Source organism: Fictibacillus sp. 5RED26, assembly GCF_015903895.1.
In the GTDB taxonomy this organism is placed as follows: Bacteria; Bacillota; Bacilli; order Bacillales; family Fictibacillaceae; genus Fictibacillus; species Fictibacillus phosphorivorans.
In genome coordinates this window covers 328,268-346,893 of record NZ_JACZDU010000003.1, presented here as the reverse complement: position 1 = coordinate 346,893, position 18,626 = coordinate 328,268, and the positions used below count along the sequence as shown (strand labels likewise).

Here is an 18,626-nt window from a genome sequence, read left to right as displayed (position 1 = left end):
GCTAGATAGAAATTGTTCGCAAATAGAAAGGAAGTCGGATTATGAAACGCAGACTTGCCAGAGAAAAGGCATTTCAATCGCTTTTTCAAATTGAAGTAAGTGACATCTCAGCTAGTGAAGCTATGGAGCATGTTTTAGAAGGAGAGCCATCAGACGAATTCTTAACACAGATGGTTCATGGTACGGTTGAAAAGAAAGAAGAAATCGAGCGTTTTCTTACGCCTTATTTAGAAAAATGGAGCTTTTCAAGACTAGCAAACGTGGAACGTGTCGTTCTTCAGATGGCAGCTTACGAATGGCTGTTCATGGAAGAGGTTCCTAAGAACGTAACTTTGAATGAAGCGATCGAAACAGCAAAAATCTTTGGCGGTGAAGAAGCAGGACGTTTCGTAAACGGAGTCCTAGGAAAAATAATCAAAGATATTAACAATAACTAATTAAATAATCAAACAACTACTTTTGAGGGGGACTTTAGAATGGCTGTGTTAGACGGAAAACAGATTGCGAGAGAGATCAGAGAGAAACTTGCAAAAGAGATCCAAGACCTTAAACAAGACGGAATTGTTCCAGGTTTAGCTGTTATTCTAGTAGGCGATCACCCAGCGTCTCGTTCGTATGTACTAGCAAAAGAAAGAACATGTAAAGAGCTCGGTATGCATTCGGTATTGACGGAGCTTCCTGAATCTATTTCTGAGAATGAATTGTTACAATACATTCAAGCGTTTAACAATGACGAACAAATTGATGGGATTCTCGTTCAACTTCCCCTTCCTTCACATATAAGTGAATCAAAAGTAATTGAGGCGATTCTGCCTGAAAAAGATGTAGACGGGTTTCATCCGATTAATATCGGAAGAATGCATGCAGGAGACGAGCAAGCATTCATACCTTGTACTCCTCTTGGAATTTTAGAGATGGTCAAACAAACCGGTGAAGATATTTCAGGCAAACATGTTGTGGTTGTAGGAAGAAGCAACCTTGTTGGAAAGCCAGCTGGGCAGCTTTTCTTGCAAGAAAACGCAACGGTAACGTTTTGTCACTCTAGAACAAAAAATCTTCGTGAACAAACATTACAAGCCGATATTTTAATTGCGGCGGTAGGAAAACCGAACCTTATTACAGAAGATATGGTTAAAGCAGGTACGGTTGTCATTGATGTAGGTGTTAATCGCAAGGAGAACGGAAAGCTTTGTGGGGATGTGGACTATGAGGCCATTAAGCCTAAAGCGAAACATATCACTCCTGTTCCAGGAGGCGTTGGTCCTATGACGATTACGATGTTAATGAACAATACGGTTCTTGCTTCAAAATGGAGAAAGAAGCTAAAGGAAGTACATTAATGCAGAACAACAATCGGTATGTTCCAATATCGGCTGTAACCCGGTATATTAAGAGGCTATTTGAAAATGACGGTAACTTACAAGATGTTTGGGTTAAAGGTGAGCTATCCAATGTTAAGCTCCATAGCAGGGGACATTTGTATTTTACGTTAAAAGATGCAAACAGCAGAGTTTCTGCGGTCATGTTTGCAGGAAACAACAGACATTTAAACTTTAAACCTGAAGAAGGAATGAATGTATTAATTCAAGGTTCATTCTCTGTATACGAACCTCAAGGACAATACCAGCTGTATGTCAGAACGATGCAGCAAGACGGTGTTGGTAACTTGTTTCTAGCGTATGAGAACCTTAAGAATACGTTAGAACAACAAGGACTTTTTGATCCAATGCATAAAAAGCCACTGCCAAAATTCCCTTCGACGATAGGCGTGATCACTTCACCAACAGGAGCTGCCGTAAGAGACATCGTGACAACCATAAAACGAAGGTTTCCGCTAGCTGCTGTCACGATCTATCCCGTACTCGTTCAAGGACCAGGCGCTGCTCCATCCATCGTTCGGGCGATCGAACAAGCGAATGCTTTGAATGCTTCAGATGTACTAATAGTAGGACGTGGTGGAGGCTCGATCGAAGAGCTGTGGGCGTTTAATGAAGAAAGTGTTGCAAAAGCGATCTTTCAATCACATCTGCCGGTCATTTCTGCTGTTGGGCATGAAACAGATTTTACGATTGCAGACTTTGTAGCTGATCTAAGAGCACCAACACCAACAGCTGCGGCTGAGATGGCAGTGCCTCATCTAGATGAATTGAAAGATAGATTATTCCAAAGAAATGTTCGTCTGAAAAGAGTGATGAATGAGTTTGTTGCCGGTCATCAACAGCATCTATCACGCCTTCAAAAATCGTACGCTTTTAAATACCCTACGCAATTGATAAAACAAAAAGAGCAAGAACTCGATAGGTGTATGGATCAATTGAAACGTACAGTTGGAAGCTTTGTTGATCAGCATCAGAATCATCTCTCACAGGTTAAACGTCAGCTTTTTTTGTTTTCACCAAGTGGTCAGATTCAGAAGGCAAACGAAAGAGTTGTTTCTCTGCATAAGACATTGCTAAAAGAAACAAATCGTCACGTAAGGCAGCACCAGAGGGATTTTTCAAACAAGATTTCTAGGCTCTCTTCCCTTAATCCTCTAGCTGTAATGGATAGAGGGTACAGCTTAACTTATAAACAAGGCAAAGACGAATTGGTTAAGTCCGTATCACAGGTAAAGGCTGGAGATGCACTAACGATAAAGTTAAAAGATGGACAGATTGATTGTCACATCACTGGAACGGAGGCGTCTTACACGAATGACTGAAAAAACAAGCAAACTTACATTTGAAGAAGCTATGATGCAGCTTGAAGAAATCGTTGAAAAGCTTGAACAGGGAGATGTTCCTTTAGAAGAAAGTATCGATCTGTATCAACAAGGGATGAAGCTTTCAAAATTATGTCATACGAAATTACAGAATGTTGAAAAGAAGATGGATACGATTCTGCATGAAGACGGAAAAGAAGAACCATTCGCGATTCAGGAGGAAGATCATTGATAGCGTTTGAACAATATCTTCGAGATAAAAAATCATTGGTTGAAGAACAGATGGTTGAATACTTAAACAAGCTAGATGCTCCAGAAACATTAAAAAAATCGATGCTATATTCCATTTCTGCAGGTGGAAAGCGAATACGTCCGATCCTGGCTCTTGCTGTTATGGAATCTTTTGAAAAGAATACAGCAGAAATAGAGGATGTTGTTTGTTCGATTGAATTTGTTCACACGTATTCTTTAATTCATGATGACCTTCCTTCTATGGACAATGATGATTATAGAAGAGGAAAACTCACGAACCATAAAGTTTTTGGTGAGGCTCAAGCGATTCTAGCAGGAGATGCTTTATTAACCGAGAGCTTTAGCTTGATTACAAACAACTCTTCTTTAACATCTGACCAAAAAGTTCAAATGATTGCAGTTTTATCAAAAGCTGCTGGAGCAACAGGTATGGTCGGCGGTCAAGTAGAAGACATAGAGGGAGAGAACAGAGACCTCACGTTAACGGAGTTAGAAAGCATTCATGAAAAGAAGACAGGTAAAATGCTCGAATGTTCAGTGATCATGGGTGGAATTGCAGCGGGAGCTTCTAATGAAGATCTAATGCACCTGACAAACTATGCACGACATATCGGGATTGCTTTTCAGATTCAAGATGACATCCTTGATGTAACAGGAAATCAAGAAGAAATAGGTAAACCCGTTGGAAGTGATGAGGCTAATTTGAAAACTACTTATCCTAAGATTCTTGGACTTATTGGTGCAAAGAAAGAAATGGAAAATCATATACATATTTCTTTGGAACATTTAAACAAGATTAACGGAAATACAGGCATATTAGCGTCCATCGCTGACTACATTATAAAAAGAAACCACTAAGAGATTGTTGCAAAATTGGAAGTATGATATGATATTATTTGCTTTGGAGTGGTGCAGTATTCTAGTCAGCCCCCCATTCCTGAAGGCGGGCCTAAAAATCCGCCAAAGGGCACATCGATGAAGTTCCTTGCATTGGCTTGAGGCGCCCAGCCTTGGGTCATCGCTGGGAGTTAAGGTTGAAGGGCGATCCACAATGGCATGTGGGCGAGGACCCTTCTTCCGCGGAGGCCCCCATATTTGCGGTTTGTGTTCAAAAGACCTTACTGCGAAATGGGGTTTGAACCTGCTTAGCTTTTTTTCTTGTTCACAGGAAAAGAAGGCGAGCAGCGTAGCCTGCCTTGAGTGGAGCTTGAGGGGATTATGGTGTGAAAAGCCTGTATCGGTTGGCCGCTGATTATGAGCTTTATACCATATGAAATCTTCTCTGCAAAAGAGGCTAGGGAATGTGCGCGAGGCTGTTGAGGAAAACTCCTAGACTGTTCTGCCCTGACACCTTTTAGGGATTATAGTGCGGACTAAGTGGTAATCTAGTCTAACGTTTGGTGACAGCGTTAAGAAGAGAGTAAAGGGAAACCGCGAATATGGCGACATTTCGTACTCTTCTGGGAAAACCTACTGGACCTAAGCCGCAGTCTTTACTTAATAAGGTGACCACTCCCTATTACATAAAGTGACCAAAAAGTGAGGAGTTATGCATGAAGCATTCCTTTTCTAAAACACTCAAATGGAGTACAAGCATTGCCGTTATCACTCTTGTGTTAGCGGCTATTTTTACAGTTATATCCTCTTTCATGTTAAATGGAGTTTCGTGGGCGTTAGGGATGGGAATCGTCTTTCTAATCGTATTAACCGGGGTTCTTTTTGATATAGTAGGGGTAGCATCCACAGCTGCGAAAGAAGTTCCGTTTCACGCGATGGCTTCTGAGAAGGTTCCTGGAGCAAGACATGCTATAATCATTACAAGAAACGCAGATCGTGTAGCGAATTTTTGTAACGATGTTATCGGTGATATCTCTGGAATCGTTAGCGGAACAGCATCTGCAGCAGTTGTAGTAGAACTTACACTCTCTATGGGGAATAGGTCTGGATCAAACTCTGAGTATCTGATCTCGATCGTCTTCACGAGTGTAGTGGCTGCACTTACGGTAGGAGGTAAAGCGTTAGGAAAGTCATATGCGATCAACCACTCAACCTTTATTATTTTTCAGGTTGGGCGTTTATTATATTTTTTAGAGGAAAAATTAAGAATTAAACTGCTATCGCCTGCTAAAAGAGAGAAGAAAAGGCGTTAATGGAAAGAGAGGCATATTCCATGAACCTGGAAGAAATTCAAGATCCTCAGTTTTTAAAAACGTACGAAACTGAACAATTAAATAAATTAGCGGCTGAAATCCGTTCTTTTCTAATTGAAAAACTTTCAGTTAGAGGAGGACACCTTGGTCCTAACCTTGGAGTAGTAGAACTTACACTTGCTATGCACAAAGTCTTTGACAGTCCTAAAGACAAGTTTATTTGGGATGTAGGTCATCAAGCTTATGTGCACAAGATCCTTACGGGAAGAGCATCTCAGTTTGATACACTTCGTCAGTATAAGGGTCTCTGTGGTTTTCCTAAAAGGATTGAAAGCGAACATGATGTGTGGGAAACAGGACACAGTTCTACATCACTTTCTGCCGCTATGGGAATGGCGATCGCTAGAGATCTTAAGAAAACAGATGATAAAGTTCTTGCGGTCATTGGTGATGGTGCTCTAACAGGCGGAATGGCTTTAGAAGCGCTGAACCATATCGGTCATGAAAAGAAAGACTTAATCGTAGTACTAAACGACAACGAGATGTCTATCGCGCCAAATGTAGGGGCTCTTCACAACGTTTTAGGACGCATGAGAACAGCTAGAAAATACAATAAAGCAAAAGATGAGCTAGAATCATTGATCCGTAAGATACCTGCGTTTGGCGGGAAACTGGCTGCCACAGCCGAACGTGTAAAGGATAGCTTGAAGTATCTGTTAGTATCAGGCATGTTTTTTGAGGAATTAGGCTACACCTATTTGGGACCAGTAGATGGTCATGATGTAGATGACCTGATCGAGAATCTAACATATGCCAAAAAGACTGAAGGTCCGGTAATCATCCATGTTCTTACGAAAAAAGGAAAAGGGTATGAGCCGGCTGAAAGTGATAAAAAGGATAGCTGGCATGGTGTAGGCCCTTATAAGATTGAATCAGGTGAGCAGATCAAACCGCAGCAGATTGGACCATCTTACAGCGGTGTGGTTAGTAAAACACTTGAGACGCTCTCGCATAAAGATGATCGAATTGCAGTGATAACGCCTGCGATGACCATTGGCTCAAAGCTCACTGATTACGGAAAAGCGTTTCCTGATCGTTTGTTTGACGTTGGTATTGCGGAACAGCATGCAACAACGATGGCAGCTGGGCTTGCGACGCAGAATATGAAGCCGGTCCTATCGATCTATTCTACGTTCTTGCAGCGAGGTTACGACCAAGTTGTTCATGATGTAGCGAGACAGAATTTGAATGTTGTTTTCACAATAGACAGATCTGGTCTAGTTGGTGCTGATGGAGAAACGCACCAAGGTGTATTTGATATTGCTTTCTTGCGTCATATTCCAAATATGGTATTAATGATGGGGAAAGATGAGAATGAGCTTCAGCATATGGTTTACTCTGCTCTTAAATATGAAGATGGTCCGATTGCGATCAGATTCCCTAGAGGTAACGGTTCAGGAGTACCGATGGATGAAGAGTTTGAGAATATCCCGATTGGTTCATGGGAAGTGCTGAAAGATGGAGACGATGTTGCGATTCTTACGTTTGGAACGACGATTCCAATGGCACTTGAAGCTTGGGAGATCCTGGCGAAATCAGGTGTGTCAGCGCGTGTGATCAACGCTCGTTTTATCAAACCGCTTGACTCAAAAATGCTAAAAGAACTTTATGCGGAAAATATGCCTATTCTGACGCTGGAAGAAGCTGTCCTTCAAGGTGGATTCGGAAGTGCGGTATTAGAGCATGCATCTGATAATCAGGCAAGTGTTATCATCGATCGCATGGGTATACCAGATTGCTTTATCGAGCATGGCAGCGTAACGAAACTGTTAGAGGAGATCGGTATTACAACACCTGATCTTGTTGAGCGTGTGAAAGCACTTGTTAAAAGAAAGGCAGAAAAGGGTCTTCTTACATGAAAAAAGAACGGGTAGATGTACTGCTTGTCAATCGAGGACTTTGTGAAACACGAGAGAAAGCCAAACGATCTGTTATGGCAGGTCTTGTGTATTCAGGAATGAACCGGATGGATAAGCCAGGAGAAAAGATAGAACAAGATGCGCCTCTTCAAGTTAAAGGAGATGTCATTCCTTATGTAGGAAGAGGCGGACTTAAGCTTGAAAAAGCACTTCAGATCTTTGATTTTGATGTTAAAGAAAAGATTGGGATGGATATTGGAGCTTCAACAGGCGGTTTTACTGATTGTGCACTTCAAAATGGCGCATCTTATATTTATGCGATTGATGTTGGCTACAACCAACTCGCTTGGAAATTAAGAAATGATTCTAGAGTAGCTGTGATGGAAAGAACAAACTTTAGGTATGTAACCCCTGATCAGCTGCAACAGGGCATTCCTCACTTTGCAACGATAGACGTTTCATTCATTTCTCTACGAATCATACTTCCTGTGCTGACTCAGCTTATGCCAACTGGAGATGTGATCGCTTTGATCAAGCCACAGTTTGAAGCAGGGCGTGAAGAAGTCGGGAAAAAAGGAATCGTCAGAGATTCGAAAGTTCATAAACGTGTGATAGAAGAGATTACTGACTTTGCCCGCAAAACAGGGATTAATCCAGTTGCATTGTCCTTTTCACCTATTACTGGTGGGGATGGCAACATTGAGTTTTTAATGCATGGAAAAGTGAACAATGAGGACTTTCGAACAATAACTTCAGAAGATATTGAAGAAGTTGTTAAGTCTGCTCATGAAACATTGAAGAAAGAGCGGGAATAAATTTCTCGCTCTTTTTTTATTCTATTAATGAAAAATTTACATCCTATGCACAATAGTATAAGATAAAGGCAGAATGTGACAGTGTAAATTGAGGTGGAATCACGAGTGAATAAAGGACAACGACATATTAAAATACGTGAAATGATCAGCAACCATGATATTGAGACACAAGACGATTTAGTGGAACTGCTCAAGAAAGCAAACTTTAATGTAACGCAAGCAACTGTTTCGCGTGATATTAAAGAACTGCATCTTGTAAAAGTGCCGATGAACGACGGTCGCTATAAATACAGTCTTCCGGCTGACCAAAGGTTCAACCCACTGCAAAAATTAAAAAGAACGCTGACTGACAGCTTTATCAGTATTGATTACGCAGATCATCTAATCATTATGAAGACACTTCCGGGTAATGCAAATGCAATTGGTGCGTTAATTGATAAGCTAGATTGGGAAGATTTAATGGGAACGATCTGTGGCGATGATACAATCTTAATTATTTGTCGTTCTAAAGAAGTTAGTTCAGATGTTTCGCAGCGCTTTTTAGATATGCTGTAATTTTTAAAATAAGGTGTGATGTAATTGCTGGCAGAATTAAGTATTCGTAATTTTGCTATTATTGATTCTTTGAGTGTTTCTTTTAAAAAAGGATTAACCGTATTAACAGGTGAAACAGGTGCAGGAAAATCCATCATCATTGATGCGATCGGACTTTTGATCGGCGGCCGCGGTTCTACAGAGTTTGTGCGTTATGGTACTCAAAAAGCTGAGATTGAGGGCCTGTTCCATATTCATCCAGGTCATCGTGTGTATGATAAATGTGAGGAATTTGGGATTACGATTTCGGATGAAGATGAGATGGTTGTGCTTAAAAGGGATATAACGGAGAGCGGAAAAAGCATTTGCAGAGTAAACGGAAAGCTTGTTACACTGTCTGTTCTTAAAGAGATCGGACAGGCATTAGTAGATATTCATGGACAGCATGAAACGCAATATTTAATGCAGCCTGATAAACATCTTTTTTTACTCGATAGTTTTGGTGACAAGGATTTTAAAAAAGAATTAACTGCCTACGAAGCAACATTTAAGGATTATAAAGAAATCAATAAACAGCTTTCTGAGCTTTCTAGGAATGAACAAGAGATCGCACAAAGAATAGATCTCCTCGAATATCAATATCAAGAAATTGCAGGTAGCAATCTCATTCCTGATGAGGATGTTAAGCTAGAAGAAGAAAAACGTATGCTTTCGAACTTTGAAAGAATTCATGGCTCTCTTCAGGATGCATACCATAATCTTTATGGTGAAGGTAAGGCTCTGGAGTTAGTCTCAAGTGCGCTAGCTGATTTCTCGCAAGTCGCAGCACTTGATGAGTCATTAAAAGCTGACGAAGAGCAATTTGGCAACAGCTTCTACGTCCTTGAGGAGCTTACATATAAGATTCGAGATATGTTTGATTCATTAGAATACAATCCGGAAAGGCTCAACAGCATTGAGTCGCGTCTCGATGAATTGAGTAAGCTTAAACGAAAATATGGTTCTTCTGTAAAAGAAATGATCCATTATAGTGAAAAGATTAAAAAAGAGTTAGAACTTATTCAAAATAAAGATAATCATATCGAAGAACTCAAAAAGAAGCAGGATAAGCTTATTGCTAAACTTGAGATCTCAGGGAAGAAGCTCACTAAAAAGAGAGCAGAGACAGCAAAAGTTTTAAAAAACAGCATTCAGCAACAGCTAAAAGAACTTTATATGGAAAAAACCAAGTTCGAAGTCGTGATGAAGCGAATTGAGGATAATCAATTTTTGAGAACAGGACTGGATGCTGTAGAATTTTATATCTCTCCGAATCCTGGCGAGCCGCTTAAACCGTTATCTAAAGTGGCGTCTGGCGGAGAACTTTCTAGGATCATACTAGCACTCAAAACCATTTTTTCAGAAAATCAAGGAATTACCGCTATTATATTTGATGAAGTAGATACTGGAGTTTCTGGGCGAGTGGCTCAAGCGATAGCGGAAAAGATTTACAGAGTTTCTGTTGGTTCGCAAGTGCTTTGTATTTCTCACCTTCCACAAGTTGCTGCAATGTCTGATACGCATCTCCACATCTCTAAAGATACATTGCAAGGTAGAACCGTCACAAAGGTTCTTACCTTAAAAACGGATGAAAAAGTAAATGAAATAGGCAGAATGATCTCAGGTGTTGAGATTACAGATCTTACAAGGCAGCATGCTCAGGAATTGTTAGAGCTTGCAGCGTCCATCAAAAAGACATCATAAACTTTATTCATGAAAAAGCTATCCATTTAAGGAATAGCTTTTTCTTTTTTCTTGGTTATAAACTCAAGGTCCGTAGGCTAAATTAAAGGTACAGCCATGGTGAGGGTGTGAGCTTGGAGCGAGGAGAGTGTATGATGTATAAGGATTTACTTCGGCGAATGATCGGCGTTATTCTCCTTGGAAGTTTAGTGGGAATCGGTTTTTTGTCTCCTGTGCGTGAGTATGTAGCACTGCCGGAATCGATTACCTTTTTTGAAGGACAGCATGTCATGCAAGCCCTTCCTGTTGGAACAAACATGAAGCAGGAAGAAACAAGTGTTTATACGACTGCAATGAAAAGAGAACATAAAGTTTCGATACAAGCCAAAACAAACGGTGATAGCATGGCAACTCTCGAAGCAGCAAGTTTTCCTATAAAAAAGATGAATGTAAAAGTTTTGTCTGATCTTAAGGTTGTGCCTGGTGGACAATCAATAGGAGTTAAGTTAAATACTCTCGGGGTATTGATTGTTGGGCATCATCTCGTAAATACAACAGCAGGAAAACAATCTCCAGGTGAAATAGCCGATATTCAAGTAGGAGATATTATTACCAAAATCAACGGAAAAAATATTAAAAAAATGGGAGATGTAAGCCCATTTGTTAAACAATCAGGGGAAACGCGAAATCCTTTAGATGTAACCATCATTCGAGATGGTAAGACGTTTCATAAGACACTTACTCCTCTGCAGGACAAGAATGACCAGTCCTATCGTATAGGACTATACATTCGAGATTCAGCAGCCGGTGTGGGTACGCTAACCTTTTTTGATCCTGCGTCATTTAAGTATGGTGCACTCGGTCACGTGATTTCAGATATGGATACGAAAAAACCTATAAAGGTAAACAACGGAGAAATCCTTGGTTCTACCGTTACTTCCATTGAAAAAGGGTCGAATGGTCACCCAGGAGAAAAGCTAGCGCGTTTTTCCAATGACCAAAGAGTTTTAGGGGATATATCTAAAAACAGCCCATTTGGGATTTTTGGAAAATTAAATGATAAATTATCGAATGGGGACTGGAATAAACCGTTGCCAATCGCCCTTTCACATCAAGTAAAAGAAGGTCCAGCGAAGATACTTACTGTTGTTAACGGTTCAAAGGTACGAGAATTTGACGTTGATGTAGTAAGTTCTGTTCCGCAAAAATTTCCTGCTACAAAAGGAATGGTCATTAAGATTACAGATTCTGAACTTTTGAAGATTACAGGTGGGATCGTTCAAGGAATGAGTGGCAGTCCAATCATTCAGAATGGAAGAATTATTGGAGCAGTCACCCATGTGTTTGTAAATGATCCAACATCAGGTTACGGTGTTCATATCGAGTGGATGCTTGATGAAGCCGGAGTCAATATCTATAAAGAAACAAAACAGGCGAGTTAACTCGAAACCGGTAGAATTTTTTACCGGTTTTTTTTATTTTAATCTGGATTGTAAGTTCATCCAGTATTCTTTCAAAACGAGTTGAAGCAGAATGCTACTAACTACGACTGAGCCGAGTGGGCAGGTGTGACATTAAAGGCTCCTCGCATTAGAAGGAGGGTACCGCCCGCCTCGGTGAACATGTAACCTGAGCCTGAAATCCTCGCCCACTACTTTTATTAGGTTTGAGCTTAGTGCTTTTTTACTTTTAGATAATTTAGACAATCCTATGAAAATTTTGTATAATGAGGGATATAAAGAAAATTCGACAAATATGCTTGTGGAAAATACAATAACTGTCGAAATTCAAAGTAAATTGAAGATAACAGCTATATCTGCTACAAAAACAAAATAATTTTAAAAAATTTAAAACAAAATAAAGGGATTTAAGATTTATTGTTGAAATATTACATTGGGAAAAACAAGAAATTGTTGGATGGGGAGGAAATAATGGTGCAAAAAATTAAAGTTTGTCTAGCTGATGATAACCGTGAACTGATTAGTCTTTTGAGGGAGTATCTTTCAAGTCAAGATGATATGGAGGTAATCGGGGTAGCGTACAACGGTCAAGAATGTTTGTCCGTTTTAGAGAATAAAGATCCTGATGTTTTAGTTCTAGATATTATCATGCCTCATCTAGATGGATTAGCAGTGCTTGAGAAGATCAGGGCTAGCGATGATCTGCCTCAGCCGAATGTTATCATGTTAACGGCGTTTGGTCAGGAAGATGTTACGAAAAAAGCCGTAGACTTAGGTGCTTCATACTTTATCTTAAAACCATTCGATATGGACAATCTAGCGAGTCAGATCCGTCAGATCTGTGGTGCAGAAAAGACAACTGTACAGCGTGCGTCCGGAAATAATCGAAACAACTTCCAATCAACAATCAACAATAAACCACGCAATTTGGATGCGAGTATCACTAGTATCATTCATGAAATCGGAGTTCCTGCTCATATTAAGGGATACATGTACTTAAGAGAAGCGATCTCAATGGTATACAATGACATTGAATTATTAGGATCGATCACAAAGGTTCTATATCCAGATATCGCAAAAAAATTCAATACAACGTCAAGCCGTGTTGAACGTGCTATACGCCATGCGATCGAAGTAGCATGGAGCCGTGGAAACATCGATAGCATTTCATCCTTGTTCGGCTATACAGTATCCATGTCAAAAGCGAAGCCAACGAATTCAGAGTTCATCGCGATGGTCGCGGATAAGCTTCGAATCGAACATAAGGTAATGGCATAAGTACTTATTTATAAAAATAACCATCTCTCAAGGTTGAGAGATGGTTATTTTTTTCTGTATTTTAACTGAACTTTATTTCTTTTACGGTCTCTGTAAAAGATGAATCCACCTACAAAAGTTAAGCCAGCTAAGAAGCTTAACAAACCAGCGATAAATTGTAGCCACAAGAATGGAAACGGAAACTGCAAAACTCCAAATAAAGTGTCTCTCATCCATTTGATGCCCATCACGGCCATGATTCCAGGAATTAATACGATTACCAAAGCTGCATATCTGCTCATGAAGAATTCACTCCTCTACTTGTCTTATTGTACATAAAGTTAAAATTATTGTCGATGCAAAATAAGTTTGCAAACCCTTTCATAGTGAGCTATGATAAAATTGTGAAAAATATTGCATGTTATAATAAAAAGGTGGGCTAATTGTTGCAAAGGATCGTATTGCTGGCAGCGCAAGAAGAATTTGATTTGGTTCAACAGATCAATCGATCTGAAATTTTTGAACTTGCAGCTATTTTGCAAGGACCTCTTCAATCGTTGCCGACCAGATTGGATAACATCCCGGTATTTACATATACTTCGGCACCGAATGAAGAGATTGACGTAATTGTTTATTCGGATTCTCTTAAAGAAAGCGCAGATTGGTTATATGAGAATAAGTATCCTACGTCAGGAAAATTGACTACTTCTCAATTTCGATTCCTGTTATCAAGTCCTAACGAAACAAAAAATATAAAAGACATCGGGCACTTGCAGCAGCTTAAAACGATATTAGACAATACACACGATGGCATGATCGTTATTGATCAAGATTTAACGATTACTATATTTAACAAAAGTGCTGAAAAAATGACAGGTTTATCGAAAGAGCAAGCTGTAGGAAAATCAATCCTAGAAGTAATGCCGAACAGCCAGCTTCCGCGAGTTATGGACTCAGGCATAGAAGAAGTGAATCAAGAACAAATTTTAGCTAATGGTACGAAAATCTATACAACACGAACACCTATCTTAAATCATGAAGGTCGAAAGCTTGGTGCTTTTGCCGTCTTTAAAGATATTACAGAAATCGTTGACTTGGCAGAAGAAGTAACGAATTTAAAAAGCATACAAACGATGTTAAGGGCTATCATCCAATCTTCGGAAGAAGCTATATCTGTTGTCGACGAAGAAGGAAAAGGCATTATGATCAATCCTGCTTATACGAAGCTTACAGGTTACACCGCAGAACAAGTGATTGGGAAACCTGCAACAACTGATATTTCTGAAGGTGAAAGTATTCATATGCAAGTTCTTAAGACACGCAAGCCTGTGAGAGGTGCTCGTTTAAGAGTTGGACCGAACCGAAAAGATGTGATTGTTAACGTTGCACCTGTGATCGTCGATGGTCTATTAAAAGGAAGTGTAGGGGTAATACATGATGTTTCAGAAATTAAAGGACTTACAGAAGAACTGAACAGGGCGAGACAAATCATTCGAACACTTGAAGCGAAATATTCGTTTGAAGATATCATTGGTACGTCAGAAGAGATGAGTTTTGCGATCGATCAGGCTAAGCTTGCAGCTTCTACACCAGCGACCGTTCTTCTTCGTGGGGAATCTGGAACAGGAAAAGAGCTTTTTGCTCATGCGATACATAATGCAAGCAGCAGAAAGTTTAATAAGTTTATACGTGTCAACTGTGCAGCGCTTTCAGAATCTTTGTTAGAAAGCGAACTGTTTGGTTATGAAGAAGGTGCTTTTTCGGGTGCATTAAGAGGCGGAAAAAGAGGACTCTTCGAAGAATCGAATGGTGGAAGTATCTTTTTAGATGAAGTGGGAGAGTTGTCGCAGAACACACAAGCTAAACTTTTGCGCGTACTGCAAGAAAATGAAATCAGACGTGTAGGTGGGACAAAAGCGATTCCGATCAATGTGCGTGTCATCGCCGCAACCAATGTTAACCTTGAAAAAATGATCGCTGATGGCACGTTCAGGCAGGATTTGTATTATAGATTGAACAGGATGCCGATCTATATTCCGCCATTAAGAGCAAGAAACAATGATATATTGCTTTTAGCTTATCACCTTCTTCAGAAGTTAAATCAAGACTATGGAAGAAACATTGATTTTATCAGCAAGGATGCTGAAGACTTTTTACTAGCGTATCATTGGCCGGGAAATGTTAGAGAGCTTGAAAACGTATTAGGCAGAGCAATCATCCATATGAGCCATACGGATTCACAGATCAACCGTAGTCATATTTCTTTATTATCTTTAGAACCATCGAATAAAGAGGACGTCCATCTGCAAATTATGACCGATACGACTGATGATGAGAAGACTTTAGCTGAACAAATCGATGCGTTTGAAAAACAGATTTTAACAGAAGCTATAGAGAGGTTTCGTGGCAACAAGACGAAGACGGCTAAATCACTGGGTATCTCACTTAGGAATTTTTATTATAAATTAGAAAAATATAATCTCGATGAAAAACTACGCAAATAATTTCACGCAAAATATTGCAATGTATTTGCAATTTATTGCATAGTTAATGCATGATAACTTATATTTTAACTTCATTAAAAGTTGGCATGAAAATTGCATAGTTAATAAAGCGGTCAACAAGGGGGGATAGCATGCGTTTACAAAACTTGGTGAGCCAAGCCAAAAATCAACAAGAGAAACCAGTCATCGCAGTGGCAGAAGCTGGGGATCAGGAGGTTTTGGAAAGCATACTGAAATCATATAAAGAAGGGCTCGCCCATTTTATTCTGTTTGGAAACGGTAACAAAATTTCTGATTGGTTAGAAAGAAATTCGGATGTTCCGTTGGATGGAATAAAAGTTGTAGCTACAGATACATCTTCGGCTGCTTTAAAGGCGGTAAAAGCTGTTCATGATGGAGACGCTGATATTTTAATGAAAGGGCTTATCTCAACTTCTGCTCTTTTAAAAGCAGTCTTAAATAAAGAATTTGGTCTCCGTACAGGCAAAGTGTTATCACATGTTGCTGCATTTGAAGTAGAAGGATTTGAAAAATTGATCTTTATTACAGATGCTGCCATGAACATAGAGCCTGACCTTAATCAAAAAGTACAGATTCTACAAAATGCTATCGACTTTGCGGCTCGCACTGGCGTGAAGGTTCCTAAAGCGGCTGTTCTTGCAGCAGTAGAGAACGTTAATCCTGCTATGCAGGCCACATTGGACGCAGCGAGTCTTACTGTTATGAATCTTAGGGATCAAATTACAGGCGGTATCGTTGAAGGTCCTTTGGCTTTAGATAATGCAATTTCGAAGGAAGCTGCAGCTCACAAAGGAATTACCGGAAGTGTGGCAGGTGATGCAGACATCCTTCTCGTTCCAAATATTGAAACGGGAAATGTACTGTATAAATCGCTTATCTATTTTGCTCGGGCGAAAGTTGGAGCTGTGATCTGTGGTGCTAAAGCGCCGATCGTTTTAACATCTAGAGCTGATTCAGCAGAAAGTAAATATTATTCAATCGCTTTAGCTGTAAACTCAGTCATCACTGATAATTAAATCTTAGGAGGAAAACACAATGGAAATTTTTAAATATATGGAAACTTACGATTATGAGCAAATGGTGATCTGCCAAGATAAACAATCTGGACTAAAAGCAATTATCTGTATTCACGATACGACACTAGGTCCTGCACTAGGCGGAACAAGAATGTGGACATACGAGACAGAAGATGCAGCGATTGAAGATGCACTTAGACTTGCTAAAGGCATGACTTATAAGAACGCAGCTGCAGGATTGAATCTTGGCGGTGGAAAAACAGTAATCATCGGTGATCCAAAGAAAGACAAAAATGAAGAAATGTTCCGTGCGTTCGGTCGTTATATTCAAGGACTTAATGGACGATATATTACAGCAGAAGATGTAGGTACAACGGTTGAAGATATGGACCTAATCTACCAAGAAACACAATACGTTACGGGTGTATCACCTGCTTTCGGTTCAAGCGGTAATCCATCACCAGTAACAGCTTACGGTGTATACCGTGGTATGAAAGCGGCAGCAATGGAAGCGTTTGGTACAGATTCTCTAGAAGGAAAAGTTATCGCTGTTCAAGGTGTTGGACATGTTGCTTATACACTATGTAAACACCTTCACGAAGAAGGCGCATCATTGATCGTTACAGATATCAATAAAGAAGCTGTGCAACGTGCAGTTGAAGATTTTGGCGCAAAAGCTGTTGAGATCGATGAGATCTACAGCGTAGATTGCGATATCTTTGCTCCATGTGCACTAGGAGCAATTATTAACGATGATACGATTCCACAGATTAAAGCAAAAGTTATTGCAGGAGCTGCAAACAACCAACTTAAAGAAACGCGTCACGGTGATGCTATCCATGAGATGGGAATCGTTTATGCGCCAGATTATGTAATCAACGCTGGTGGAGTTATTAACGTAGCAGATGAGCTTAACGGCTATAACCGCGACCGTGCTATGAAAAAAGTAGAAACGATCTATGACAACATCGCGAGTGTTATCGAGATCTCTAAACGTGATAACATTCCAACATATCTCGCAGCAGATCGACTTGCAGAAGAGCGTATCGAACGCATGAGAATGTCTAGAAGTCAGTTCTTATTAAATGAAAGACATATCTTGTCTAACCGATCTCGTTAAGAGTTCGTATCAATGGAGGTTTGAAACGTGCATCAAAAAGAATTTCGCATACTAGTGATCAATCCGGGGTCAACCTCTACTAAGATTGGAATTTTCGATAACGAACGGCCAGTATTTGAAAAAACGATCCGTCATGATACAGAAACTATCCATTCGTTTGATTCTGTTATTGATCAGTACACTTTTAGAAAAGAAACGATCTTAGAAGCTTTAGACTACGAAGGCATCAATATTTCAAAACTGAGTTGTGTAGTCGGCAGAGGCGGTTTGTTAAGACCGATCGAAGGTGGCACGTACAGCGTTAATGAACCGATGCTCAAGGATCTGAAAAATGGTTACGCTGGTGAACATGCGTCGAATTTAGGTGGAATCTTAGCATTTGAAATAGCAGAAGGTCTGAATATCCCATCTTTTATCGTAGATCCAGTTGTCGTGGATGAGATGGATGAGATCGCAAGAATTTCGGGTGTTCCTGAAATGGAAAGAAAGAGTATTTTTCACGCGTTGAATCAAAAGGCTGTTGCGCGTCGTGTAGCAAAACAGTTAAATAAATCTTATGAAGCTCTTCGTCTTATTGTCGTTCACATGGGCGGAGGAATCACGGTAGGTGTTCACAAGGATGGCAGAGTGATCGATGTAAACAACGGACTGCATGGAGAGGGACCGTTCTCTCCTGAACGTGCAGGCACTGTTCCGATAGGCGATTTGGTATCACTCTGCTTCTCTGGTGAATATTACGCAGAAGAAGTGATGAAGAAGCTTGTTGGACAAGGTGGTCTTGTTGCCTATCTTGGAACAAACGATGCCAGGACCGTTGAAGAAAGAATCGAGAACGGTGACAAAAAAGCCGAGCTTATCTATGACGCGATGGCTTATCAAGTCGCAAAAGAGATCGGATCAGCAAGTACCGTTCTTTATGGACAAGTTGATGCGATCATCTTAACAGGCGGTCTCGCTTTCGGAAAAGAATTTGTTAAGAAGATAACAGACCGAGTTGAATGGATTTCTGATTGTATCATTCAGCCGGGAGAGAATGAGCTTCAAGCGTTAGCAGAAGGTGGCCTTCGTGTATTAAGAGAAGAAGAAACAGCAAAGGTTTATCCTGGAGGAAAAACGATTGCTAAAGTGTCACTGGATTAACTAACAGCAAAAGGA

Annotated in this window: 17 protein-coding genes; 16 read left to right on the top strand and 1 reads right to left on the bottom strand. The window is 40.1% G+C overall.

Annotated features, from left to right (window positions below; all coding sequences use genetic code 11):
- Positions 1-41 precede the first annotated feature (41 nt).
- From nusB to spo0A, 12 genes are all read left to right on the top strand, one after another.
- On the top strand, positions 42-437 hold the full coding sequence (nusB, locus tag IHV10_RS14570; protein WP_197130985.1) for a transcription antitermination factor NusB: 396 nt from the start codon (positions 42-44) through the stop codon (positions 435-437).
- A 39-nt stretch (positions 438-476) separates the two neighbouring features.
- Positions 477-1,340, top strand: coding sequence for a bifunctional methylenetetrahydrofolate dehydrogenase/methenyltetrahydrofolate cyclohydrolase FolD (gene folD, locus IHV10_RS14565; protein ID WP_197130982.1), 864 nt, complete (start codon positions 477-479; stop codon positions 1,338-1,340).
- Positions 1,340-2,701 (top strand): exodeoxyribonuclease VII large subunit, encoded by a 1,362-nt coding sequence (gene xseA, locus IHV10_RS14560; RefSeq protein ID WP_197130979.1) that lies wholly within the window; start codon positions 1,340-1,342, stop codon positions 2,699-2,701. The genes folD and xseA overlap by 1 nt, the downstream gene beginning before the upstream one ends.
- Complete coding sequence (locus tag IHV10_RS14555; protein WP_197130975.1) at positions 2,694-2,933, top strand: exodeoxyribonuclease VII small subunit; 240 nt, start codon at positions 2,694-2,696, stop codon at positions 2,931-2,933. Before xseA ends, IHV10_RS14555 begins: the two co-directional genes overlap by 8 nt.
- Positions 2,930-3,811: a polyprenyl synthetase family protein gene (locus IHV10_RS14550; protein ID WP_370568822.1), complete on the top strand. Its 882-nt coding sequence runs from the start codon at positions 2,930-2,932 to the stop codon at positions 3,809-3,811. Before IHV10_RS14555 ends, IHV10_RS14550 begins: the two co-directional genes overlap by 4 nt.
- Positions 3,812-4,506: 695 nt before the next feature.
- Entirely contained in the window at positions 4,507-5,103 is a 597-nt protein-coding gene (locus tag IHV10_RS14545) for a hypothetical protein (protein ID WP_137788937.1), read from the top strand.
- A 20-nt stretch (positions 5,104-5,123) separates the two neighbouring features.
- Positions 5,124-7,022 carry a 1-deoxy-D-xylulose-5-phosphate synthase gene (gene dxs / locus IHV10_RS14540; protein WP_197130972.1) on the top strand — a complete coding sequence of 633 codons (1,899 nt, stop codon included), beginning with the start codon at positions 5,124-5,126 and terminating at the stop codon, positions 7,020-7,022.
- Positions 7,019-7,837 (top strand): TlyA family RNA methyltransferase, encoded by an 819-nt coding sequence (locus tag IHV10_RS14535; RefSeq protein WP_197130969.1) that lies wholly within the window; start codon positions 7,019-7,021, stop codon positions 7,835-7,837. Before dxs ends, IHV10_RS14535 begins: the two co-directional genes overlap by 4 nt.
- A gap of 105 nt (positions 7,838-7,942) precedes the next feature.
- Positions 7,943-8,392 (top strand): transcriptional regulator AhrC/ArgR, encoded by a 450-nt coding sequence (ahrC, locus tag IHV10_RS14530; RefSeq protein WP_144699169.1) that lies wholly within the window; start codon positions 7,943-7,945, stop codon positions 8,390-8,392.
- 24 nt (positions 8,393-8,416) lie between these two features.
- Positions 8,417-10,114 carry a DNA repair protein RecN gene (recN, locus tag IHV10_RS14525; protein WP_197130966.1) on the top strand — a complete coding sequence of 566 codons (1,698 nt, stop codon included), beginning with the start codon at positions 8,417-8,419 and terminating at the stop codon, positions 10,112-10,114.
- 134 nt (positions 10,115-10,248) lie between these two features.
- Positions 10,249-11,535 (top strand): SpoIVB peptidase, encoded by a 1,287-nt coding sequence (spoIVB, locus tag IHV10_RS14520; RefSeq protein ID WP_197131206.1) that lies wholly within the window; start codon positions 10,249-10,251, stop codon positions 11,533-11,535.
- A gap of 492 nt (positions 11,536-12,027) precedes the next feature.
- Positions 12,028-12,831, top strand: coding sequence for a sporulation transcription factor Spo0A (gene spo0A, locus IHV10_RS14515; protein WP_197131204.1), 804 nt, complete (start codon positions 12,028-12,030; stop codon positions 12,829-12,831).
- A 44-nt stretch (positions 12,832-12,875) separates the two neighbouring features.
- Here the strand turns inward: spo0A and IHV10_RS14510 are convergent, their stop codons facing one another.
- Positions 12,876-13,112 (bottom strand): DUF2627 domain-containing protein, encoded by a 237-nt coding sequence (locus IHV10_RS14510; protein WP_197130963.1) that lies wholly within the window; start codon positions 13,110-13,112, stop codon positions 12,876-12,878.
- Positions 13,113-13,622: 510 nt separating this feature from the next.
- Between IHV10_RS14510 and IHV10_RS14505 the strand changes: the two genes are divergently transcribed.
- The 4 genes from IHV10_RS14505 (at position 13,623) to buk (ending at position 18,611) form a co-directional block, all read left to right on the top strand.
- Positions 13,623-15,314: a sigma 54-interacting transcriptional regulator gene (locus tag IHV10_RS14505; RefSeq protein ID WP_231618327.1), complete on the top strand. Its 1,692-nt coding sequence runs from the start codon at positions 13,623-13,625 to the stop codon at positions 15,312-15,314.
- A 131-nt stretch (positions 15,315-15,445) separates the two neighbouring features.
- Entirely contained in the window at positions 15,446-16,351 is a 906-nt protein-coding gene (gene yqiS, locus IHV10_RS14500) for a phosphate butyryltransferase (RefSeq protein ID WP_197130958.1), read from the top strand.
- A 19-nt stretch (positions 16,352-16,370) separates the two neighbouring features.
- Positions 16,371-17,471 carry a branched-chain amino acid dehydrogenase gene (gene bcd / locus IHV10_RS14495; protein WP_197130956.1) on the top strand — a complete coding sequence of 367 codons (1,101 nt, stop codon included), beginning with the start codon at positions 16,371-16,373 and terminating at the stop codon, positions 17,469-17,471.
- Positions 17,472-17,498: 27 nt separating this feature from the next.
- The gene (gene buk, locus IHV10_RS14490; protein ID WP_197130954.1) at positions 17,499-18,611 is read left to right on the top strand and encodes a butyrate kinase; all 1,113 of its coding nucleotides are present in this window, start codon (positions 17,499-17,501) and stop codon (positions 18,609-18,611) included.
- Positions 18,612-18,626: the final 15 nt, after the last annotated feature.

Coding starts and splice junctions, on each gene's coding strand:
- nusB (WP_197130985.1), top strand. CDS start 42: ATGAAACGCAGACTTGCCAGAGAAAAGGCATTTCAATCGCTTTTTCAA.
- folD (WP_197130982.1), top strand. CDS start 477: ATGGCTGTGTTAGACGGAAAACAGATTGCGAGAGAGATCAGAGAGAAA.
- xseA (WP_197130979.1), top strand. CDS start 1,340: ATGCAGAACAACAATCGGTATGTTCCAATATCGGCTGTAACCCGGTAT.
- IHV10_RS14555 (WP_197130975.1), top strand. CDS start 2,694: ATGACTGAAAAAACAAGCAAACTTACATTTGAAGAAGCTATGATGCAG.
- IHV10_RS14545 (WP_137788937.1), top strand. CDS start 4,507: ATGAAGCATTCCTTTTCTAAAACACTCAAATGGAGTACAAGCATTGCC.
- dxs (WP_197130972.1), top strand. CDS start 5,124: ATGAACCTGGAAGAAATTCAAGATCCTCAGTTTTTAAAAACGTACGAA.
- IHV10_RS14535 (WP_197130969.1), top strand. CDS start 7,019: ATGAAAAAAGAACGGGTAGATGTACTGCTTGTCAATCGAGGACTTTGT.
- spoIVB (WP_197131206.1), top strand. CDS start 10,249: ATGTATAAGGATTTACTTCGGCGAATGATCGGCGTTATTCTCCTTGGA.
- IHV10_RS14510 (WP_197130963.1), bottom strand. CDS start 13,112: ATGAGCAGATATGCAGCTTTGGTAATCGTATTAATTCCTGGAATCATG.
- IHV10_RS14505 (WP_231618327.1), top strand. CDS start 13,623: ATGATCGTTATTGATCAAGATTTAACGATTACTATATTTAACAAAAGT.
- yqiS (WP_197130958.1), top strand. CDS start 15,446: ATGCGTTTACAAAACTTGGTGAGCCAAGCCAAAAATCAACAAGAGAAA.
- bcd (WP_197130956.1), top strand. CDS start 16,371: ATGGAAATTTTTAAATATATGGAAACTTACGATTATGAGCAAATGGTG.